The organism is Novosphingobium album (ex Hu et al. 2023), assembly GCF_022832385.1.
GTDB classification, from domain to species: domain Bacteria; phylum Pseudomonadota; class Alphaproteobacteria; order Sphingomonadales; family Sphingomonadaceae; genus Novosphingobium; species Novosphingobium album.
Genome location: NZ_JALHLE010000004.1, coordinates 51,040 through 72,331 on the forward strand (window position 1 = coordinate 51,040; position 21,292 = coordinate 72,331).

At 64.9% G+C, this 21,292-nt stretch carries 22 protein-coding genes; 9 read left to right on the forward strand and 13 right to left on the reverse strand.

The genetic code is table 11. The features are described 5' to 3' along the window. The first annotated feature begins 6 nt into the window (after positions 1–6). The 3 genes from MTR64_RS03450 to MTR64_RS03460 all read left to right on the forward strand — a co-directional run bounded on the left by MTR64_RS03450 (position 7) and on the right by MTR64_RS03460 (position 2,517). On the forward strand, positions 7–819 hold the full coding sequence (locus tag MTR64_RS03450; protein ID WP_243990815.1) for an SDR family NAD(P)-dependent oxidoreductase: 813 nt from the start codon (positions 7–9) through the stop codon (positions 817–819). Positions 820–842: 23 nt separating this feature from the next. Continuing rightward, positions 843–1,370, forward strand: a complete 528-nt coding sequence (locus tag MTR64_RS03455) for a nuclear transport factor 2 family protein (protein ID WP_243990818.1) — start codon at positions 843–845, stop codon at positions 1,368–1,370. A 73-nt stretch (positions 1,371–1,443) separates the two neighbouring features. Beyond that, positions 1,444–2,517 (forward strand): ABC transporter substrate-binding protein, encoded by a 1,074-nt coding sequence (locus MTR64_RS03460; RefSeq protein WP_243990820.1) that lies wholly within the window; start codon positions 1,444–1,446, stop codon positions 2,515–2,517. 6 nt (positions 2,518–2,523) lie between these two features. On the opposite strand, the gene MTR64_RS03465 is transcribed toward MTR64_RS03460, so the two are convergent. From MTR64_RS03465 to MTR64_RS03490, 6 genes are all read right to left on the reverse strand, one after another. Next, positions 2,524–3,321 (reverse strand): TauD/TfdA dioxygenase family protein, encoded by a 798-nt coding sequence (locus tag MTR64_RS03465; RefSeq protein ID WP_243990822.1) that lies wholly within the window; start codon positions 3,319–3,321, stop codon positions 2,524–2,526. A gap of 4 nt (positions 3,322–3,325) precedes the next feature. After that, positions 3,326–3,565, reverse strand: a complete 240-nt coding sequence (locus MTR64_RS03470) for a MoaD/ThiS family protein (protein WP_243990824.1) — start codon at positions 3,563–3,565, stop codon at positions 3,326–3,328. Positions 3,566–3,571: 6 nt separating this feature from the next. Next, complete coding sequence (locus MTR64_RS03475) at positions 3,572–5,842, reverse strand: xanthine dehydrogenase family protein molybdopterin-binding subunit (RefSeq protein ID WP_243990826.1); 2,271 nt, start codon at positions 5,840–5,842, stop codon at positions 3,572–3,574. After that, positions 5,839–6,327 (reverse strand): (2Fe-2S)-binding protein, encoded by a 489-nt coding sequence (locus MTR64_RS03480; RefSeq protein ID WP_243990828.1) that lies wholly within the window; start codon positions 6,325–6,327, stop codon positions 5,839–5,841. Before MTR64_RS03480 ends, MTR64_RS03475 begins: the two co-directional genes overlap by 4 nt. Further along, positions 6,324–7,193, reverse strand: a complete 870-nt coding sequence (locus MTR64_RS03485; RefSeq protein WP_243990830.1) for an FAD binding domain-containing protein — start codon at positions 7,191–7,193, stop codon at positions 6,324–6,326. Before MTR64_RS03485 ends, MTR64_RS03480 begins: the two co-directional genes overlap by 4 nt. A 153-nt stretch (positions 7,194–7,346) precedes the next feature. Then, entirely contained in the window at positions 7,347–8,150 is an 804-nt protein-coding gene (locus tag MTR64_RS03490) for an SDR family NAD(P)-dependent oxidoreductase (protein WP_243990832.1), read from the reverse strand. Positions 8,151–8,248: 98 nt separating this feature from the next. Here MTR64_RS03490 and MTR64_RS03495 point away from each other — a divergent pair, with 98 nt between their 5' ends. Together MTR64_RS03495 and MTR64_RS03500 are read left to right on the forward strand one after the other, a co-directional pair. After that, the gene (locus MTR64_RS03495) at positions 8,249–9,439 is read left to right on the forward strand and encodes a DUF1214 domain-containing protein (protein WP_243990834.1); all 1,191 of its coding nucleotides are present in this window, start codon (positions 8,249–8,251) and stop codon (positions 9,437–9,439) included. A 5-nt stretch (positions 9,440–9,444) separates the two neighbouring features. Next, on the forward strand, positions 9,445–10,233 hold the full coding sequence (locus tag MTR64_RS03500) for an SDR family NAD(P)-dependent oxidoreductase (RefSeq protein WP_243990835.1): 789 nt from the start codon (positions 9,445–9,447) through the stop codon (positions 10,231–10,233). A gap of 53 nt (positions 10,234–10,286) precedes the next feature. Here MTR64_RS03500 and MTR64_RS03505 read toward each other — a convergent pair whose 3' ends face one another. The 4 genes from MTR64_RS03505 to MTR64_RS03520 all read right to left on the reverse strand — a co-directional run bounded on the left by MTR64_RS03505 (position 10,287) and on the right by MTR64_RS03520 (position 15,019). Beyond that, positions 10,287–11,204, reverse strand: coding sequence for an acyl-CoA dehydrogenase family protein (locus tag MTR64_RS03505; protein ID WP_243990836.1), 918 nt, complete (start codon positions 11,202–11,204; stop codon positions 10,287–10,289). After that, positions 11,204–12,349, reverse strand: a complete 1,146-nt coding sequence (locus tag MTR64_RS03510) for an acyl-CoA dehydrogenase family protein (protein ID WP_243990837.1) — start codon at positions 12,347–12,349, stop codon at positions 11,204–11,206. The genes MTR64_RS03505 and MTR64_RS03510 overlap by 1 nt, the downstream gene beginning before the upstream one ends. A gap of 107 nt (positions 12,350–12,456) precedes the next feature. Further along, the gene (locus tag MTR64_RS03515) at positions 12,457–13,230 is read right to left on the reverse strand and encodes an SDR family NAD(P)-dependent oxidoreductase (protein WP_243990838.1); all 774 of its coding nucleotides are present in this window, start codon (positions 13,228–13,230) and stop codon (positions 12,457–12,459) included. Positions 13,231–13,297: 67 nt separating this feature from the next. Continuing rightward, entirely contained in the window at positions 13,298–15,019 is a 1,722-nt protein-coding gene (locus MTR64_RS03520) for an FAD-dependent oxidoreductase (protein ID WP_327194242.1), read from the reverse strand. Positions 15,020–15,243: 224 nt separating this feature from the next. Here MTR64_RS03520 and MTR64_RS03525 point away from each other — a divergent pair, with 224 nt between their 5' ends. From MTR64_RS03525 to MTR64_RS03535, 3 genes are all read left to right on the forward strand, one after another. Beyond that, complete coding sequence (locus MTR64_RS03525; RefSeq protein WP_243990841.1) at positions 15,244–15,558, forward strand: Rieske (2Fe-2S) protein; 315 nt, start codon at positions 15,244–15,246, stop codon at positions 15,556–15,558. A 75-nt stretch (positions 15,559–15,633) separates the two neighbouring features. Further along, positions 15,634–16,827: an acyl-CoA dehydrogenase family protein gene (locus MTR64_RS03530; protein ID WP_243990842.1), complete on the forward strand. Its 1,194-nt coding sequence runs from the start codon at positions 15,634–15,636 to the stop codon at positions 16,825–16,827. Position 16,828: 1 nt separating this feature from the next. Then, a complete protein-coding gene (locus MTR64_RS03535; RefSeq protein ID WP_243990843.1) occupies positions 16,829–17,845 on the forward strand; it encodes an acyl-CoA dehydrogenase family protein in 1,017 nt (338 codons plus the stop codon). 34 nt (positions 17,846–17,879) lie between these two features. Here the strand turns inward: MTR64_RS03535 and MTR64_RS03540 are convergent, their stop codons facing one another. Next, entirely contained in the window at positions 17,880–18,647 is a 768-nt protein-coding gene (locus MTR64_RS03540; protein WP_243990845.1) for an SDR family oxidoreductase, read from the reverse strand. Between the two features lie 103 nt (positions 18,648–18,750). On the opposite strand from MTR64_RS03540, the gene MTR64_RS03545 reads away from it, so the two are divergent. Continuing rightward, on the forward strand, positions 18,751–19,161 hold the full coding sequence (locus tag MTR64_RS03545) for a winged helix-turn-helix transcriptional regulator (RefSeq protein ID WP_243990847.1): 411 nt from the start codon (positions 18,751–18,753) through the stop codon (positions 19,159–19,161). Between the two features lie 74 nt (positions 19,162–19,235). Here the strand turns inward: MTR64_RS03545 and MTR64_RS03550 are convergent, their stop codons facing one another. Continuing rightward, the gene (locus tag MTR64_RS03550; protein WP_243990849.1) at positions 19,236–20,243 is read right to left on the reverse strand and encodes an alpha-ketoacid dehydrogenase subunit beta; all 1,008 of its coding nucleotides are present in this window, start codon (positions 20,241–20,243) and stop codon (positions 19,236–19,238) included. Next, positions 20,240–21,238 carry a thiamine pyrophosphate-dependent dehydrogenase E1 component subunit alpha gene (locus tag MTR64_RS03555; protein ID WP_243990851.1) on the reverse strand — a complete coding sequence of 333 codons (999 nt, stop codon included), beginning with the start codon at positions 21,236–21,238 and terminating at the stop codon, positions 20,240–20,242. The genes MTR64_RS03550 and MTR64_RS03555 overlap by 4 nt, the downstream gene beginning before the upstream one ends. Between the last annotated feature and the right edge of the window lie 54 nt (positions 21,239–21,292).

Genomic DNA, 21,292 nt, shown 5'->3' on the forward strand with positions numbered 1-21,292 from the left:
GCGGGCATGGATTTCCAGCTGCAGGACAAGGTGGCCATAGTCACCGGCGCCACCGCCAATATCGGCCGCGCCGTCGCACTCGATCTTGCCGCAGAAGGCGCAAAGGTCGTCGCCGTCGGGCGCGACGCGGATGCAGGCACAAGGCTAGTGGCAGACTGCAAGGCACATGGCGCAGCCGACGCCGTGTTCGTCGCCGCCGACTTGCTCGATCCCGCCTCGCCCGCGAAGATCCTGGCCGCCGCCGATGCGCTCGGTCCGGTGGACGTTCTCGTCAACAACGTGGGCGGCAATGTCGATCAGGGCTTCTTCGCCGATTCCGATCCCGCCAAGTGGATGGCGGACATCGACCTGAACTTCGGCACCGTGCTGCGCATGACCCACGCCGTCCTGCCCGGCATGATCGCCCGCAAGACCGGCGCCATCGTCAATGTCGGCTCCACTGCGGGGCTGGTGGGTGACTACATGCTGCCGGTCTATTCGGCGGCCAAGGGCGCGGTGCACAGCTTCACGATCGTGCTCGCCAAGGAAGTGGGCCAGCACGGCATTCGCGTGAACGCCATCGCGCCCTATGCGACGATCCCGACCGATCCGGCCGCGCTCAGTAAGGGCAGCCGCTTCAACCCGGAAAGCGGCCTGTTCTCCAAGGGACAGGCCAGCGTGAGCGAGGAAGACCGCGCCATCCGGCAGCGCCGCACGTTTGTGGGCAAGCCCTTCGCCTCGGCGGAGGAAATGGCGGCGATGGTCACGTTCCTAGCCTCGGGCCGGGCAAGCTTCATCACCGGGCAGGTCTATCCCGTCGACGGCGGCGCGCTGCTCTAAATCATCCCAGTGGAGGGGACATCATGGCAATCGACGAAAAGGCCCTGCAGTCGGTCATCGACAAGGATGCGATCCGCGACCTCGTACTGCTCTATTCGCGCGCGATCGACCGACAGGACATCGATCTGCTCAAGGACCTCTACACCGAAGACGCGACCGACAGCCATGGGGACAGCTTCGACGGCTCGGCCGGGGACTACTGCAAGTTCATCGCCGGGTCGTTCCCCTACATGCCCTATTCCGGCCATCACGTTTGCAACCACCTGATCGCCGTCGATGGCGACGAAGCGAGCGGCGAAGTCTATGCGCTGGCGTATCACCTCATCCCCACCCGCGAAGGCGGCAAGGAAGAGGACTTCATGGCGGTACGCTACATCGACAACTACCGCCGCTGCGCCGATGGCAAGTGGCGCTTCTCCAGGCGCGTCGTCACATACGACTTCAAGCTGCGCCGCCCGTTCGACGGCGGGGGCACGCTCGGCCAAGGCGCCAGCGATCCGAGCTATGCCGTCTGCACCCAGCGCCTGTTCCAGCGCGGCGCGCGGGCCTGAACCTGTCATGCAGCCTTTTGCGCGCTGATCCATTGCTGTGCGGGAAGAAAAGCTACCACGCGGGGAGAACAGCATGACGCAAAGCATAAAAGTCGGCGTACTCAACGACATGGCCGACATTGCCGATTTGAAGGACGGCGACCCCGGTCCGGGCGACGTGACCGGATGGCTCGAACGCGAGATCGAGGCTGTGCGCAAGAGCGGACGGCTGAGCGCACCGGTCGAATTCGTCCATGCCTATGGCCTTGGCCTGCCCTCCGGCACGGCTGAAGCTGTCGAACGGGCCTACCGGCAACTGGCCGATGCTGGCGTGGGCCTGATCGTCGGCCCGGCGATCGGCGACAATGCGCTGGTCGCAACGCCTCTGGCCGAGGAACTGCGCATCCCCACGATCAACTGGGCCGGCGCCGAACGGGCACGCGGGCGCTACATGTTCCATCATCAGGTGGGCAGCCACGAGGATGAATCGCTGGTCATGGCCCGGCATATGGCCGCGCTCGGCTGCCGGCGGCTCGGCGTTGTCTACGACATCTCGCCCATCGGCACCCGGCACCTCAAATACCTGCAGGACGAAGCGAATATCCTCGGGATCGCGATCGTGGCGACAGAAGGCATTTCCCCGCTGGCCGACGACGCCAGCGAGGAGGCCGGAAAAGTGCTGCCTGCACAGCCGGACGGCTTCGTCTATCTCGGCCTCGGCCTATCGGCGCCCGGCGTGGCAGCTGCCCTGACCGGCGCGGAGTGGAAAGGCCCGCGGATCATGAACACGGCGGGCCTGCGCGGCTATCACGGCAGTTTCGCCAAAGCCTGCGACGGCTGGTTCTACATCGACATGCATTCGGACTCGAACCGCACACTGCAAGCGGTGATGGCCGAACTGAGCGCCCCCCGCCAGCAGGCGCTGGCCATCGCCAAGGGCCACGACATCGGCCGCCTCGTCGCCGAAGGGCTCGCCCGCGCGAAGGATTTCAGCCGCGAGGGCGTGCGCGTGGGTCTCGAACAGATCAAATGGCTCCCCGCTGCCGAGGGCGAGGAAGGCACCCTGCTCGGGTTTGGCATCCAGGACCGTGGCGCGCTGCACGGACGCTATCTGGTGGTGCGGCAGTGGATGAATGGCGAGACGGTGGAAGTGACGTCACAGCCGTGACGGGGTTTACCCCGCCACGTGCGGCGCCACCCCTTCAGTGCCGACGATCACCCGCTGCAGCACCCGCCGCCCGGCGCCCTCGAGGTTCCCGCGCGCATGCTGCAGAGCCACGTTATCCCAAAACACCACATCTCCCTTGCGCCACACATGCTCCAGCACGCGGCCGGGCGCATAGAGTTGGCCGAACACGGTGTGGAGCAAGTCCCTACTCTCCGCCCAATCCATGCCCAGCAGGCGAGCAGTCTGTAACTCGCTGACCCACACACACGGACGGCCGTTGTGCGGATTTTCCAGCATGGCCGGTCGAACCCCTCGCTTCATCGCCACGGGATCACGCTGGTCGCAAGTACGCGCTTCCAGCACGGTGTAATGGGGGGAAATCATCTCCTGTTCGCACCCGGCCAACTGCGCGCACAGATCCCCAGGCAGCGCCGCTTCTACGCTGACGAAACGGGTCGAGGACGCATCGTCCACCACGTCGAGCGCATGGAGCGAAATCGCATCGAAGGGATGATCGGTATAGGCCGCGTCCGAATGCCAGGCGAGCGCCGAGGCGCTGGGCCCACCTGCTTCGTTGGAGAGCGCCTCGCCCTCTCCCTCGCGCAGCAGGACCGGGCCGAGCAGACTGCACAACTCGCGGTGCCGCTCCATCGAGAGCGCCTGTCCGCGCGCCAGCATAAAGCCATGCTCGCGCCAGAGTTCGCGGAAATGGTACGCCAGCGACGGAGCCAGCGGCTGCGACAGGTCGAAGTCTATCTCGACCCCGAAAGGTTCTAGCCTGCGGAACGGCAGGGTAACAGCCATAGGATCATCCTCCACCGACGCGCGGCAGCACGATCACCTCCCGGGCCTGTGCCAGCTCTCGCGTCCAGTCCGTCTCAAGTACTCCATCAACTGCGAAATGCACACGCGCCGGGGCGATGGCTGCGAAACCCGGCGCCAGCGCCTCCAGTCGCTCGACAAGGTCGAACAGGTTATGCGGCGCCAGATCGAGACGATCCGCGCCGAAGAACTCCTTGTCGAACGGCGGCATCACGACGATGCGCACCGCGCGTCACCCTTCCGGATGGAGCGCGGCGTAGACCCGGTCGGGCGCCATCGGCAGGTCCTTGAGGCGCACCCCGGCTGCCGCATGGATGGCGTTGGCGACTGCCGCGAGCGGCGGCACGATCGGCACTTCACCCACGCCCTTCACACCGTAGGGGTGCGACGGATTGGGCACTTCGACGATAACCGCCTCGATCATCGGCAGGTCCGAGGCCACCGGCATGCGGTAGTCGAGGAAGCCCGCGTTATCGAGCTTGCCGTCCTTGCCATAGATATAGGCCTCGTTGAGCGCCCAGCCGATGCCCTGTGCGGCGCCACCCTGGATCTGCCCTTCGACGTAATCCGGGTGGATCGCGATGCCCACATCCTGAACCGCGGTATAGCGCACGATCTTCACATGCCCGGTCTCGGGATCGACTTCGGTATCGCAGATGTGCACGCCGAAGCCCGGCAGCCAGCCCTTCGCGCTCAGCGCCGCAACAGCCGCGATCGGCCCGCCCGAGTGGAACGAGCGCCCGGCGATGGCGGCAGCTGACATCGCCTGTCCCTGCTTCTCGCCATCAAGACAGATAACTTCGCCCGAACGCCACTCGACCTGATCGGAGATAACTCCCCACATCCGCGCGGCGCGTTCGCACAGCAGGCGCTTGACCTCTTCTGCGGCCTGCACGGTGGCCATGCCGGTCGCAAACGTCGTGCGGCTGCCGCCGGTGACCATGGACACGCCGATGGACGCCGTATCGGCCACGACGGCGCGCACCTGCTCATAGGGAATGTCGAGCACTTCGGCCGCCATGATCGCCATCGAGGCGCGACTGCCTCCGATGTCGGGGCTGCCGGTGGCGACGGTCACAGTGCCGTCCTCGGCAACACTCACGTTCACGGTCGAAGGGCCACCGTAGTTGCCCCAGTACCCGCCCGCGATGCCGCGCCCCTGATTGGGGCCGAGCGGCGCGGACCAGTGCGGATGCGCTTTGGCGGCTTCGAGGCATTCGACATAGCCGATCCGCCCCCAGGGCAGGCCGGTGGTCTGCGGATCACCTTCGATGGCTGCATTCTTCAGACGCAGCTCCAGCGGATCGATACCCAGCTTACCCGCCAGCTCGTCCATCGCGCTTTCGACCGCGAAATTGACTTGTGGTGCGCCCGGCGCACGGTAGGCCTTGGCAGCAGGACGGTTGCACAGCACCTCGATACCGACCACCCGGCTGTTGGGGATGCGGTAGTGCCCGATCGCGCTCGATACGCCCGCACCCGCATCGTTCGCGGTATAGGCGCCCGAGTGATAGAGGAACTCGACGTCCGCCGCGACCAGCGTACCATCAGCGGCGGCGCCGAGCCGCACGTCGATCACTGCGCCCGGCGCCGGGCCGGTCGCGCGGAACACTTCCTCGCGCGTCATGGCCAGACGCACAGGGCGCCCGGATTTCTTCGAGAGCACCATGGCAACCGGTTCGAGGTAGACCGTGGTCTTGCCGCCGAACCCGCCGCCGATTTCCAGCGGCGTCACGCGAATGTCCGCCTGCGGGATCGCCAGCACCGACGCCGTGAGCGCACGCACCGCGAAGTGGCCCTGGCTCGATGTCCAGATCTGCGCCTGTCCGTCCCCGTTCCACGAGGCAACGCAGGCGTGCGGCTCGATATAGCCCTGATGCACTGGCTCCAGCGTGTAACGCCCGGTGACCGTGGCTGCCGCAGAAGCCAGCGCGCCTTCCACATCGCCGCCGCCCATTTCGACGCGCATCGCGGCATTGGAAGGTCTGTCCGGCTTCGGGTCCACACCCTTTGTGAAGACGGTGTCGTGCAGGACCGGCGCGCCTTCGGCCAGCGCCTCCTCCAGCCCGAGCACGAACGCCAGTTCCTCGTATTCGACCGTGATCAGGCCCAGCGCCTCGCGGGCGATCTCGGGGCTGGCCGCGGCGACAGCGGCGACGGCGTGGCCTTCGTAGAGCACTTTGTCGAGTGCAAGGCAGTTGTGCGAGACATCGACGATGTCCGACGCGCCCTCGCCCACGTGCATGACCAGCGATTCCAGCGTCGGCAGGTCCCGGCCCGTCGCCACAGCTTTCACGCCGGCCAGCGCTTCGGCCTTTTTCGTGTCGATCGACAGGATGCGCGCGTGCGGATGCGGGCTGCGCAGAATCGCGCCCCAGAGCATCCCAGGTGCCTTGAAATCCGTGCTGTAGAGCGCCTTGCCGGTAACTTTATCGACACCGTCCGGACGGACCGGGCGGGTGCCGACGTGACGGAACGGCTTCATGGTGCTGGGCGCGTTCATGCCGGCGTCCTTTCCTGCCTGAGTTCAGCGGCGGCGGCCATCACCGCGCGCACGATCTTGTCGTAGCCGGTGCAGCGGCACAGGTTGCCCGCCAGCCAGTAGCGGACCTCGCTCTCGGTCGGGTCCGGATTGCGGTCGAGCAGCGCCTTGGCCGCGACGATGAAGCCCGGCGTGCAGAACCCGCACTGCAGGGCGGCATGTTCGAGGAACTTCTGCTGCACCGGATGGAGCACCGAGCCTTCGGCCACGCCCTCGATGGTGGCGATGGTGCGCCCCTCGGCCTCGGGCGCGAGCACGAGGCAGGAACAGACCATTTCGCCATCGAGCACGACGGTGCAGGCGCCGCAGTCACCCGAGCCGCAGCCTTCCTTGGAGCCGGTCAGCCCCATGGTGTCACGCAGCACATCGAGCAGCGAACTGGTAGGTTCGCACAGGAATTCGGCGGCATCGCCGTTGACGGTGGTGGAAACGCGAATCTTGCTCATGCCTTTGCTCCGGCGCGGCTGGCGGCAATCAGGACGGCACGGCGGGCAAGCACGCCCGCCATCGCCTTGCGGTAGGACACCGTCCCGCGCTTGTCGTCGATGGGATTGCTGGCGGCCTGCACGGCCTGCGACATGGCGGCGAGCGCATCGTCGTCGAGCTTGCTGCCGACGAGCGCAGCAGCAGCGTCCTCGACCAACACGACCGTTGGCCCCACAGCGCCCAGCGCAATACGCGCGGCAGTGCAGATCCCTTCGCCATCCAGAACGATGCTCACGCCCGCGCCAACGACGGCGATGTCCATTTCGGTTCGCGGTGTGGAGCGCAGGTAGGCGTCACCCCCGCCCGCAGGCTTTGGCGGAAAGCGGATTTCGACCACGAATTCGCCGGGTGCGAGCGAGGTCTTGCCCGGGCTGACCGGGATTGCCTCGACCGGTACCTCGCGCTGCCCCGAAGGCCCTGCAATTACGCAAACGGCACCTGCCGCGACCAGCGCGGGCACGCTGTCCGCCGCGGGCGAGGCATTGCACAGGTTGCCCGCCATCGTCGCACGGTTGCGGACCTGCACCGAACCGATGAGGTTCGCGGCCTCGACCACGCCCGGCCAGGCGGCAGAGAGGGCAGCGTCGGCCTTGAGTGCCGTGCACGGCGTCGCCGCGCCGATGGCAAACGCATCACCGGCACGGTGAACGCCGCTCATCCCGCCGATGCGCTTGAGATCGATCACCGCGCCCGGGCTGAGCCGCCCCGCGCGCATCTGCACGATCAGGTCCGTGCCGCCTCCCAGCGGCCGCGCCGTGGGATCGGCGGCAAGCAGGGCGACTGCATCCTCGACTGTGCCGGGTGCATGGTAAGCTGTTGATGGCATGATTTCTCCCCGGGACCGACCGGTCCCTGCAGGAGCAGAATCGTAGCTGTGATGCGTTTCGTCAACCGTCCCGTCCGGATTTTTCTACCGGACGGTCCAGATTGTCGGCTACCGGCGTCCCGGCCGCCGCATTCGCGCGCTTACATCCACAATTTACATCGAGGGTGCGTAGCCGCCGTTCAGCGGATAGGTCTGGCCCGTAATCCATTCTGAAGCGCCCGAGCACAGGAACGTCACCAGCGCGGCAACGTCGGCCGACTTGCCGTAGCGGCGTATGGTATAGCGAGAAAGCTGGGCCTTGGCGTGATCGCTCGCCATGACCTCGGCCAGCTTTTCCTCCGGCATGTCAGGCATCAGCGAGGACAGCGAGACGCAGTTCGCGGTCACGTTGTAACGGCCCAGTTCCTTGGCGATCGAGCGCACGAAGCCCTGCGCACCGGCCTTGGCCGACGCATAAACCGCAAGCTTCGGCTCACCGATGCGGCCTGAATCCGAAACGATGGTGACGATGCGACCTTTCTTCGCCTCGACCATGTTCGGGATGAAGGCATAGCTGCAGTTGTAGACGCCATAGAGATTGGTACCGAGGTAGCGCTGCCAGGCGGAGGGATCTTCCTCCCAGAAGTTCTGCATCGGCCGGAGCGATCCGCCCGGGCCCGCCATGCCGGCATTGTTCACGAGGATCGTAGCAGCGCCGAGCTTGTCCTTGATCGCTGCGTCGGCAGCCCTGGCCGCGTCCAGATCGCACACGTCGAACGGCACCGCGAGCGCGGGCACGCCCATTGCACGCACTTCCTCCGCCACGGCTTCGGCACGTTCGGCCACGAAATCGTTCACGGCGATGCCGCCCGCGTTATGGCGCGCGAGTTCCAGCGCGATCGCGCGGCCCGCGTTCTGGCCGCCGCCGGTAACAACGGCGACCTGGCCGCCAAGATCGAGAAGGTCGGTATCGCTCATGCGTGTTCCACTCCACTTTGCATGCCCGTTAGATAGTATATACCATCTAACAAAGGCGAGTCCCGGACAGGGGCCACAAGGAGAGGATCACCCGGACGATGAGCACTCAGCCCCCCCCCATACCCGGACCACTGTTCGATTATCTGGCTGACCTTGAAACGGCCGTTGCCGGCATTGGCAACACCTGGCGACCGGACGACCCGGAATATCGTGCGGACGTCTACCGCCAGATCGTGATGCAGTTCTCTTACGGCTACTTCGCGTTCTTCCACGCCAGCGCAGAGCATCCCGACTGGGCACCGTTGTGGAACCCTGTCTACACGCTACAGCCCAATCCGGACGACATCTACCTGCAGTCGCCCGTCAGCCCACAGTACCGCTACCGCGTCTCCGGAACGCGCGGCACGGTCAAGATGATCATGTTCAACACGCAAAAGAACAACGCGGGCTATCCCGGCGATGTCGACATGACCGGGGAACACTATTCGGACCTCGACGACCGGCATCTGCAGATCGAACCGGACGGCACATTCGAAATCCTGCTCAGTGGAGAACGGCCCGAAGACCACACCGGCAACTGGCTGCAGATCAAACCCGGCGCCACCATGCTGATGGTCCGCAAACGCTCCTACGACTGGGCCGGTGAAATCGATCCCGTACTGTCGATCGAGAACCTCGATCCCGCACCGCTCAAACCGCGCCTTTCAGTCGATGAAATTCTACAGCGTATCAAACATATGGCAGCGATGCCTGCGAAAGCGACTGAGCTATTCTACTGGATGCAGAATCAGGTTCGCGACGAAGCCGGGGTCAATGTTTTCAAGCCCGCGCCCATCGGCGGCGCCCTTTCCCGCCAGATCTATATCCCGGCCGTCTTCGAGTTCGAGCCGGACGAGGCGCTGATCATCGAGACCGAGCTGCCGGAGGTGCGGCCCTACTGGAACTTCCAGCTCAACGACCCCTACTACAACGCAATCGAATACGTGTACCGGATGAGCAGCACCAACGGACACTTCGCGAAGATTTCCAGCGATGGAAAATTCCGCGCGGTGATCTCTTTGGAAGACCCGGGCGTGCCCAACTGGCTCGATCCCGCCGGGTTCCTGCAGGGCACGGTCTACGGGCGCTGGTACGACTGCGACTCCTGCCCGACCCCGACGCTGAAACGCGTCAAATTCGCTGAGCTGCGCGATCACCTTCCTGCCGACACCCCGTATGTGTCGCCAGAGGAACGCGCGGCCGAACTTCAGGAGAGAGTCCGGGGCTGCCAGCGCCGGCGGAGATGGTGAGCACAATGTTGGAAGGTTTTGATCTCAGCGGCCGCGTGGCCATCGTCACCGGCGGCGGCACCGGCATCGGCAAGGAAATCGCCCGTCTTCTGGCCCGGCGCGGCGCCGATCTGGTGCTGGCCGCCCGCAAGGCCGAGGCGCTGGAGAAGACGGCGGACGAACTGCGCGCCGAAACCGGACGGCAGGTGCTCTGCCTCCCCACCGACGCCACCGACCCGGAGCAGGTGCAGGCACTGGTCGACGAGACCGTCGCGCACTTCGGGCACCTCGACATCCTGATCAACAATGCGGGCAAATCCAGCTTCGCGGGATTCTCGAAGATGCCGCCCGCCTTGTGGGACAAGGACATCGCCCTGAACCTCAACGCCGCCTTCTATTGCTCGCACGCGGCGATCCCGCACCTCAAGGCGAGCGGGCACGGCGCCATCGTCAACATATCCTCGCAGGCTGGCATCACCGGCACCCCCGGCTGCGGCGCCTATTCGGCGGCCAAGGCAGGCCTGCAGATGTTCACCAAAGTAGCCGCGAGCGAATGGGGCGGATCGAACGTGCGCGTCAACGCCGTGGCTCCCGGCATGACCGCTACCGATCTTGCACAGAAAGGCTGGGCGAAGACCGGCTTCGATGCGCTGTGTGCGGCAAAGACCGCCTTTGCCCTCGGACGTCCCGGCAAACCGGAGGAAGTGGCGCAGGCTGTGGTATTCCTCGCCAGCGACGCCGCGAGCTACATTACCGGCGAGACGCTGGCGGTGAGTGGCGGGACGGGTGCCAAGGGCATGATTGACGTGGATTGAGACCCGCAAACACTACCCTCGCTCGCACTGACGAAGAAGGATTGGGCCTGACGTCAGCTCCAAAGCGCTTCCGCTGCCGCCAGCCCCTGTGCACCGCGTCCGCCCAGTTCAGCGGTGAGCAGCTTGAGCCGATAGGTCCACAGGTGCAGCGGATGCTCCAGAGTCATGCCCATACCTCCGAGGAACTGGTGGTAGTCGTAGCAGACCCGCTTGGCCGCTTCCTGCGCATGCTGGAGCGCCATGGCCGCATCGGCCTGTGAGCCCGTGCCCGCCGCGCGCATGGCCATCCAGTAGACGGTGTTGGTCATGACCTGATCCTCGGCCAGACGGTGGCGCATCCCCTGGAAGGTCGCGAGCGGGCGGCCGAACTGCTTGCGCTCGGAGACATAAGTCACCGTGCTCGCCAACGCCGCGCCGAGCAGGCCTGCAGCTTCCGCCGCGATCGCAACGCGCCACGCACGGGTGATCTCAGCGGCGTCCACATCATGTGACGTCATGGCATCGGGCAGCGAAGTCAGGAACGCCACGGGATAGCCGTAGAGCGTGTCTTCCTGCGCAGGCGCGATCATCTCTTCGGTCGCGGTGAAGCTCTTCACGCCCGAGGGGCCGGCCACGACCACCGTCGCGCCGGGGCGCAGGAAGCGCAGCGGCTTGCGGGTCTTGCCCTCTTCCATCAGGCACAGCGGGCGCGGCAGTTCGGGATCGATCAGCGGGCGCACCATGGCCGAGGCCGCCGCTTCGACGGCAAACGGCAGGCGCGCGAGCCTTTCGACCACGAGCGCCGCAGTGACAGGCCCGAGTTCCTCGACCGCCATGACGTCAAGGAAGCCGTTCTCGACCAGCGCCTCGTCCAGTTCCGCCGATTCCAGCGCCAGCGACACGTCGTGCATCGGCAGGGTGCTGAAAGGCTTGGCGAGGCTGTCGATGAAATCGAGGATCTGCGTCTGGTCCTCGTTGAGCGAAAGCTGCATCAGCGGGGCTCCCTCGGCAGTTCCAGCACTTCGCTGGCGATGATGTTAAGCTGAATCTCGGCCGAACCAGCCGCCACACCGGCGACGATGCCGCGCTGGTGGTGCATCTTGAGATAGGGCGATGCCCCGGCGAGCGCTTCGGGCAGGAACTCGATCACGAATTCGCAAACCGCGCGCTCGGCCATGACCGTGGCGTAGCGGGCCGAGCTGGACTCAGCGCCGATCGCAAAGCCGTCGACACGGCGCTGGACGACGGCATAGTTAGCCGTTCCGGCCGCCTCGCACAGCGCCGCACAGCGCGCAGCCTCGATGCGCACGTATTCGCCGTCGAAATCGCCCGCGTCCTTGAGCATCGAAACCGCCCGGTCGAGCGCCGCGCGGGCCAGCGTGAAGCGGGGGATGCCAAGGCGCTCATTGCGCAGCGAATAGGCGACGATCTCCCACGCCTGCCCTTCTTCGCCGAAGCGGGCGCTTTCCGGCACCGTGACGTCATCGAAGAAGACCTCGTGAATGTCGCCCTCGCCAATCAGCGAGGGGATCTGGCGCACGGTGATGCCCGGCGTGTCCATCGGCACGAGGATGATGGTGATGCCGCGCTTCTTGTCTTCGCTGGTGCGCGTGAGCAGGAAGCAGGTATCGGCGAGACCGGCATAGCTGGTCCAGATCTTCTGGCCATTGATGACGTAGTTGCCGTCCTTCAGCTCGGCACGGGTGCGCAAGCTCGCGAGGTCGGAACCCGCATCAGGTTCGGAAAAGCCCTGGCACCAAAGCGACTGCCCCTTGGTGATCGGCTCGAGATAGCGCGTCTTCTGTTCGGCCGTGCCGTACTTGTCGAGCGTCGGGCCGATCCAGTTGACGTTCATGTACTGGCCGCCGCGCGGCTCGCCCGCGATCCACATTTCCTCGGCGAGGATCTGCTGTTCCCACGGGCCCAGCCCATCCCCGCCCATATCCCTGGGCCAGTGCGGGAAGAGGATGCCTGCATCGGCCAGCTTCACGCAGAACTCTCGCGCGAACGCCGTCAGCGCCGGGGATGCGGGGCCGTGTTCCGAGAATTTCTCCCAGCCGTCCGGAAGATTGGCATGCAGGAAGTCCCGGATCTTGTGCCGGAAGGCATCCTGTTCCTCAGTCCATTCGAATTGCATCAGCGCAGCGCCTCCCCACGTCCTCTGACAGGACCGTTAGGCGCAACCACGCATTTGCGACAACACCATGCCGCAGCGCAATCGCCTCAGCGATCCAGAGGTCTGTCCTATTGCCGTACCGCGCCGAGCGCCTCGGGCGCAACGTAGCGCGTGGTCGACATGCCGCCGTCCACCGCAATGGTCTGCCCGTTGACGAAACCCGCCTCGTCAGAGGCCAAGAACGCCACCATGTTGCCGATGTCCATCGCGGTGCAGTCGCGCTTCATCGGCGTCAGTTCGTGGTTGCCACGGCGGAAGAAGTCGAGCTCCCAGAACGCGTCGGTCATCTCGGTGCGCACGACGGTGGGCGCAACGTAGTTCGAGCGGATGCCGCGCGGGCCGTATTCGGCCGCCATGGTCTGCATAAGACCGATCTGCCCGGCCTTGGCCATCGAATAGGCGCCGCCTGCGACCGTGCCGAAAATGCCCCAGGTCGAGCCGATGAACAGGATCGAGGAGCCCTCGCCCATCACGTCCAGCGCCTCGCGGCAAAGGCGAAACGGCGCACGCATGGAAATGCCGATCACTTCGTCCAGCATTTCGTCGGAGGTCTGGTCGACCGGACCGAAGTTGAACGAACCCGCATTGTTCACAAGGATGTCGAGCCGCCCGAACTTATCGACCGCGCCCTGCACGATGGCCTTGGGCGCATCGTCCGCCGTGGCGTCGGCGGCGACAAAGTCGAATTCCATGACGCCTGCGAGCGCATCCTTCAGCGCCTGCAGTTTGCCAGCGTTGCGGCCGGTGCCGAGCACCTTGACGCCCTTCGCGCCCAGCGCCCGCACACAGGCTTCGCCAATACCGCCTGCCGCGCCGGTGACGATCGCTACCTTGCCTTGCATTCTGTCCTTACTCCGTTTCCATATCATCCCCGCGAAGGCAGGGGCGACGGATCATTTCTGCCTGCGATCAGGCGCCCGCCCGCTGGTTGGCGGAGCGCTCGGCAATGTCGTTGGCGGCGACGTAGCCAAAAGTCATGGCCGGACCGATCGTCGCGCCCGCGCCCGGATAAGTATCGCCGAACGGCGTCCCCGAGTTGTTGCCCGCCGCATAGAGCCCGGCGATCGGATTGCCCTGCTGATCGAGCACGCGTGCGCGCTCGTCGCAGCGCAGCCCGCCCTTGGTGCCCAGATCGCCGTTATTGATCGGCACAGCATAGTAAGGCGCGGTGTCGATCGGACCGATGTTGGGGTTCGGCGTCGAGGTGGGATCACCGAACATCTGGTCATAGGGATTCATACCGCGGCCGAACTCGGGATCGATCCCGGTCTTGGCGTATTCGTTCATGTTGGCGACAACCTTCTGCACCTGATCGGCCGGTAGGCTGACCTTGCGGCACAGTTCCTCGATGGTGTCGGCGCGGAAGACATAGTGATCCCACCAGTCTGCGGGCACCTTGTGCTCAGGCGTATGGACCGTCGGCATCAGGCCGCCCGCGCTGAATTTCTTGCGAAACTTCGAATCGAAGATCAGCCAGCAAGGCATGTTTGCCCCTGTCGCGAGATGATCGCGCACCATGGCCTGCCCGAACTGGTCGTAACCGCAAGCCTCATCAACGAAGCGTACGCCGTTGCGGTTGACCACAACGCTCCACGGACGACCGACGTCGAAGGCGGCCTGGTGAATTTCGTGGAAGTTGGACGCGCTGGGCATCGGCAGGGTCATCGTCGGAATCCACCAGCCCTGCTCGGTATGCTCGGTCGATGCGCCGATCTTCTCGGCCTCGATCAGCGCTTCGCCCCGGTTGCCGTCCTCGGGCGTGGATGAATGGCGCGTCAGGCCCGGGATCGGATAGAACCGGTCGCGCAATTCCTGATTCCACTCGAAACCGCCCGCTGCCAGGACGACTCCATAGCGTGCGCCAATCTCGTATTTGCGGCCGAACTTGGAAACCTCAACGCCGGTAACCTGCCCGCCTTCGTCCACCAGCAGGCGCTCCAGCTTGGTCTCCAGCCGCAACTCGCCGCCACGCTTGAAGACCTGCTCATAGGTCGCACCCATGAGCGCGGCACCCTGTGTGAAGCGGCGGTCACGGTGCGATACCTTGCGGGTGCTACGGTCGAGCCAGTAGCGGCCGATGATCTTGGCCGCCGTGCCGCGCCAGCCCTTGGACTGCATCATCAGCGTGAATGTCTCGGTGAGATCCATCGCATAGCGGCCGAACAGCTTGAAGCGGTTGTACTGCTCGCGCATCAGCGCGTAGCGGTCATCGCCCAGATGGCGGCCATCGAACGTTGGCACCACGATCGAGCGGTCCGCCCTCGCGCCCGCCCGGTCCGGAAAATAGTCCGGCCACGCCGCCGCCATCACCTGAACGCCCGTAGACTCCAGGAACTTCAGCATCTTGGGGGCTTCATCTACGAAGGTTTCTAGGCGCTCGCGATTCACCGGAACGCCGATCGTCGCATCGAGATATGCCAGCGCGGATTCGCGGCTGTCGCCCTTGTCGCCATCGAGCTGGTGGTTGGGAATCCACATGACGCCGCCTGACGTGGCCGAGGTGCCACCGAACTTCTGCGCCTTCTCTATGATCAGGACCTTGAGACCCTGATCGGCGGCCCGCAGTGCCGCCATGGCACCTGCCGAACCTGATCCGACCACAACCACATCGAAGCTTTCGCCAGCCGTCACTGCACTCTCCCCTTGGCCATGTGTTTGCGCAAATCCCGAGGCCATCGGTGTGCCTTATCGCGTCCACGGCTTGCCCTAGAAATGACCGCCGGGGTACTGCAAATTGCTTGGTCCTGCTCTGGCGCAGCCGCTGGCCTTGCGCCATGATGGCGCGCGCCGCAGGGCAGGATGTGTAACACCGCCTCCCGGCGGAATGAAATATTGCGGAAAGTCGAACAACGAAGATGAGTGAAAAGGTATTCGTCGCCGCGGCGAAAGTGGACGAGATCCCCGCAGGCGGCAAGAAAGTGGTCGAGATCAACGGCGTAAGCGTAGTGGTGGTCAACACCAAGGACAGGATCTTTGCCGTGCGCAACTTGTGCAGCCATGCCCACGAGACACTGGAATGCGGCCGCGTGCGCGCGGGCTGGATCTCGTGCCCCGTCCATGGCGCCCGCTTCGATCTCGAAACCGGCAACCCGATGAATCCGCCCGCGACGATGCCGATCGAAACTTACGAAGTGCGGATCGAAGGCGACACGATCGAAGTCGCGGTCTGACATCCCGTGCGGTGATATCGCACACGCGGTGCCCGCAATCTGGACGCTAACAGAGCCGCTGTGCATGGAGAGGGCATGACGGACAATGCAGATCTCGAAGCGCTGCGCAGCGAAGTGCGCGGCTTTCTCGACGCCGAAAAACCGGCCGGCTGGCGCGATGCCAGCCGCACCCAGGAAGACTTCGTCCAGACCCAGCGCGGCTGGTTCGCCAAGCTGGTGAAGGCGGGCTATGCAATCCCGCACTGGCCCGCCGAATTCCCCGGCGGCGGACGTTCGCTGGCCGAGCAGAAAGTGATCTACGAGGAAATCGCCAAGGCCGATTGCCCGCGCCTGCTGCTCTCGTTCGTCTCCACCTACCACGCGTTCGCCACGTTGCACGAATGCGCCAGCGAGGAGCAGAAGGCCAAGTACATGCCCCGCATCCTCGAAGGCGAAACCTGGTGCCAGGGCTTCTCCGAACCCGGCGCTGGCTCCGACCTTGCCGCGCTGAAGTGCAAGGCGGTGCGCGAGGTCCGCGACGGACAGGAAGTCTACGTCGTCAACGGCCAGAAGGTCTGGTCGACGATGGCCCAGTTCGCCGACATGTGCCTGCTGTTGGTGCGCACCTCGTCAGAGGGCGTAAAGCAGGCGGGCATCACCTACCTGCTGATGGACATGAAGACGCCCGGCGTCTCGGTCAGCCCGATCCACCAGATCCAGGGCGACGAGGAATTCGCCGAGATCTTCCTCGACAACGTGGTGATCCCGGTCGAACAGCGCGTGGGCGAGGAAGGCAAGGGCTGGGCTGTGGCGCAGGCGACGCTCGCCTCCGAACGCGGGCTCACCCTGATGGAGCTGGGCTATCGCATGCGCGGCGCGCTCTCCCGCGTTGCCGCGCTGATCAGGGAACATGGCCGCGAGCAGGATCGCGGCGTTCTGCGCGATTTCGGCGCGCTGGTCAGCGAGGTCGATGCCGTCTGCGCCATCGCCGACCAGTTCCTTGACAACCGCATCAAGGGCATCGAGCGCATCGGCGACGCCTCGATCGTCAAGAACAGCTACAGCCGCGCGCTGCGTGCCTATGCCAAGCTGGGCGTGCGCCTTGGCGGGATGGACGAACAATACGTCAAGCCGATCACTTTCGGCGATCTAAATACCGGCAACTGGATGGCCGACTTCATGAACTCCTACGCCTGGACCATCGCCGGCGGCAGCGAGGAAGTGCAGCGCAACATCATCGCCGAGCGCATGCTCGAAATGCCGCGCGAACCCAAGCACTGGACGCTTTGACATGATCGAGCTGAACGAACTCACCGACGCCGCGCAGAAGGCCTTCCCGGCAGACAAGCTCTCGCCCGCGCGCGATGCGAGCTGGGAACTCACCGCCGAAATGGGCTGGCTGATGGTCCGCCTCCCTGAGGACGACGGCGGACTTGGTCTCGACCGCGAAGCCTCCACCGCGATCCACTACGAAATGGGCCGTGTGCTCTCGAGCGCCCCCTTGATCCCCGCTCAGCTCGGCCTGCAGGCGGTCGTGGAAAGCAAGACGCTGGCCGATCGCGCCGACTGGCTCGAACGCCTTTCGGCAGGAGAATATGCCCCGCTGCACATGCTGCCCGCGAAAGTGGAGGTTGCAGCCAACGGTACCGTTTCGGGCACTGTCGGCGGCGTGTTCGATGGCGACATGGCGGTGGCCGTGGTGGCCATGCTGCCCACCGGCTACACCCTGATCCCCACCGATGCGCAGGGTGTGGAATTGACCGAGCGCCAGATCTGGGACCCGAGCCGCCGCATCTTCGATCTCGTTCTGACGGGCTACGCACCCGATCCGGCGCTCATGCTGAGCGATGTCGAGGGCGCCGCCGCCATGCACGACGTGCTCGGCCCCGAAGCGCACCTTGCCCTCGCCGCCGATTGCCTTGGCGGCGCAACGGCCGCGCTGGCCATGACGGTCGAGTATCTGGGCATGCGCAAGCAGTTCGACCGCCCGATCGCGATGTTCCAGGCGTTGAAACACCGCGTGGCCGACATGAAGACCCGCATCGTCGCTACCGAGGCGCTGTTGTGGAGCCGCGCGCGCGATCCAGAGGCAGCGCGCCTGCAGATCGCCGGACTCAAGGCGCTGGCCACCGACGTCTACCAGTTCGTCACCGAAGAAATGATCCAGCTCCACGGCGGCATCGGCCTCACCGAAGAGCACCAGTGCCACCTGTTCATGAAGCGCGCGATGCTGAACCTGCAGTTGTGCGGTTCGCTTGACTGGCTGAACGAGCGCGTCGGTCAGGATGCACTGGCGGAGATGGCCTGACAGCAGGCCCGCACCGCCAGCCCCGTCCTCAGGATTACCGGCTCTCGCGCGCCTGCCGGGCAAAATCGTTTATGGTCTTGAACGCCTGATCGAACCGGCCTTCCCGCTCGGCGAAGCGGAGCATACCGACGCGTTCGACGAGGATTTCAGGGGCAGCCGGCGCAGCCTTGAACAGTCCCATCACCTCGTCGGCGAAGTCCTCCAGCGGCTGATAGCCCGGACGCGTCTCCTGCCCCGGCGTCAGGCCGGTCTGCACTGCAGGCGGGGCCAGTTCGATCACCTCAACCTTGCCCGCCAGCGCGTCGCGCAGTGAGACTGTGTAAGAATGTATCGCCGCCTTTGTGGCCGAATAAGTAGGTGCGGCCACCAGCGGAACAAACGCGAGACCGGACGTGACATTGATCACCGCGGCATCGGCCTGTCCCGCCAGATGATCGATCAGCGCGTTGATCAGGCGAATGGGCCCCAGAAGGTTGGTCTCGATCGTCGCTTCGGCATCAGCGAGATCACGCGCGGAATCGAGCGTCTCGAAGCGCATGATCCCGGCGTTGTTGATGAGCACGTTGAGGCCGGGAAAATCCCCGACGAGCCGCGCTGCGGCATCCGCCAGCGCGGCGGCGTCGTTCACGTCGAGTTCGGCGGCATACATGTTCTCCCGGCCCGCGATGGCGCGTTCCAGCGCCTCACGCCGCCGCCCGGCCACAATCACCGTATTGCCGAGATCATGAAGCCGGTGCGCGAGCGCTTCACCGATTCCGCTCCCGCCGCCGGTCATCAGGATAGTGTTTCCGGAGAGTTTCATGGGGGGGCTCCTTCCTTGTTGTGCCACCCGATGTATCCCCTTACGTTCCCGGCGAAAGAAGGCACCCAAAAGAATTATACTTACCTGAAGGAGAGTATTGGGCATGTCCGTGACTCCCGCTCCCGAAACAACGGACCAAACGCACCGCGATAGTGCGTGTGCAGCCGCTGATCCGCGCATCGACGCCCTCGTGACCGAACTGATCGGACGAGTCGCGGACAAGTGGACCATGGTCCTGCTCGAACTTCTCGAAGAGCGTGGGGAGATGCGCTTCACCCAGATCGCGCGTGCAGTGCCCGGCATCAGCCAGAAAATGCTGACGCAGACGCTTCGGCGCATGGAGCGCGACGGGATGGTCTGCCGCACCGTTCACGCCGTCGTGCCGCCCCGCGTCGATTACCGGCTCACCAGCCTCGGCGAAAGCCTGGGGGAGGCGTTCTGCGGCGTGTGGCTTTGGGCGGAGCAGCATCTCGCGCGCGTCGAACAGGCGCGCCGCGAATTCGATGAGCGATAGCTTCAAAAAGCAAAGCCCCTTCCCCCGCGGACTGGAGAAGGGGCCTGCAATTCAACAGCCGTGAAGCGTCAGCCTCAGCCCATCGCGGCGAGGCGCTTGGCCTCAGCAACGATGTCAGCCGGTTGCACCAGATAGGCGTCTTCCAGCTTCTTGGCGAAGGGCACCGCGCAGTACGGCGCGCCGAGGCGGCCGACCGGTGCCTTGAGCTTGCCGAACAGCTCTTCCTGCGCGGTCGCGGCGATTTCCGCGCCCGGGCCGAAGTTGCGGCCGGCCTCGTGGACGACGAGCAGGCGGCCGGTCTTCTCGGCCGATGCCAGCACGGTTTCCTTGTCCCACGGCGAAATCGTGCGCAGGTCGACGACTTCGGCGGAAATGCCCGCCTTGCCGAGTTCTTCCAGCGCCATCATCACGCGGAACATCTGCGCACCGTAGGAAACGATGGTGATGTCGGAACCGGGAACCACCACGTTGGCCTTGCCCAGCGGGATCGGCCCCTGGTTTACCGGCATCTGGCCCGGCGCGAACAGGGTCATGCCGGTTTCGATGAAGATCACCGGATCGGGATCCTGGATCGCCGAGAGCATCAGGCCCTTCATGTCGCCCGGGAAGCAGGGGAACACGACCTTGATACCCGCGGTGTGGCAGAACCACGCCTCGTAGCAGTCGGCGTGCTGGCCGGCGGTCTGGTTGCCCGCGCCGGTCAGCGTGCGGATCACGAGGGGAACCTGGCTCTGGCCGCCCGACATGAAGCGCAGCTTGGCTGCGTGGTTCACGATCATGTCCATCGCCACGGTCGTGAAGTTCATCAGCATGATCTCGGCCACCGGCTTGTAACCGGCCATGGCCGCGCCGATCGCGGCGCCCATGATCGACTGTTCGGCGATCGGGGTCGAGCGCACGCGCAGGTCGCCGAACTTGGTCGACAGGCCCTTGCACACGCCGGTGACGCCGCCACCTTCCTTGTCGCCGCAGTCTTCACCCAGCAGGATCACCTTGGGGTCGGCCGCGAAGGCTTCGTGCAGCGCTTCGTTGACGGCCTGCTGGCCGTTGGTCTTCTTCATCTCGATGGTATCGGTGCTCATGCCGGGATCTCCTGAGCAAAGACGTCGCGGCGCAGTTCGTCCATCGGCGGGAACTCGCTCTCCATGGCGAAATCGATCGCCTGCTGCACTTCGGCCTCGATCGCGGCCTTCATTTCCTCAAGCTGCGCTTCGGTGGCGATGCCTTCGTCGAGCAGCTTCTGGCGGAACTGCGGCAGCGGATCGACGGCCTTGGCGGCATCGAGTTCGCCCGGATCCATGTACTTGTTGTCGTCGCCGAGGAGGTGGCCGCAGAAACGGAAGGTCCGGCACTCCAGCAGCGTCGGGCCTTCGCCCGCGCGGGCGCGCTCGATCGCTTCGTTGGCGTACTGCCACATCTCGACCGGATCGTTGCCGTTCACGGTGTAGCCCGGCATTCCGTAACCGATCGCACGCTTGGAGATCTGGTCGACCGAAGTCGCATCGGCATACTTGGTGTGCTCGGCATAGCCGTTGTTGGAGCACACGAAGATCACCGGCAGCTTCCAGACGGAGGCCAGATTGAGCGATTCATGGAACGCGCCGATGTTGCTGGCGCCGTCGCCGAAATAGGCGATCGTCACCTGCTTGGTGCCATCGAGCAGCGAAGCCCAGCCGAAGCCGTTGGCGATCGGCATCGACGAGCCGACGATGCCGGTGGTGACCATCACGCCGGTATCGGGGTGAGTCAGGTGCATCGGGCCGCCCTTGCCCTTGCAGGTGCCATCGACCTTGCCCATGATCTCGGCCCACAGCGGCTTGAGCGGCATTCCCTTGGCAACCATGTCATGAATGCCGCGATAGATCGTGCAGATCTTGTCGTCGTCATTCAGCAGGTTCGAGATGGCAGCGGGAATGCATTCCTGACCGCGGCCCGAATAGTACGGCGCAGTGATGCGGCCGCGGCGAATCTGGGCCTGTGTGAAATCGTCGTTACGCTCGATCCGCAGCATACGGCGGTAGATATCGAGCTGGGTGGCGGCATCGGGTGATGCCCTGTTCTGTAGGGTCTGGCTCATGTTTCCTCTCTCGTGAAACTCCGGCTGCACGGGCTGAACAATTGGTTCAGTACC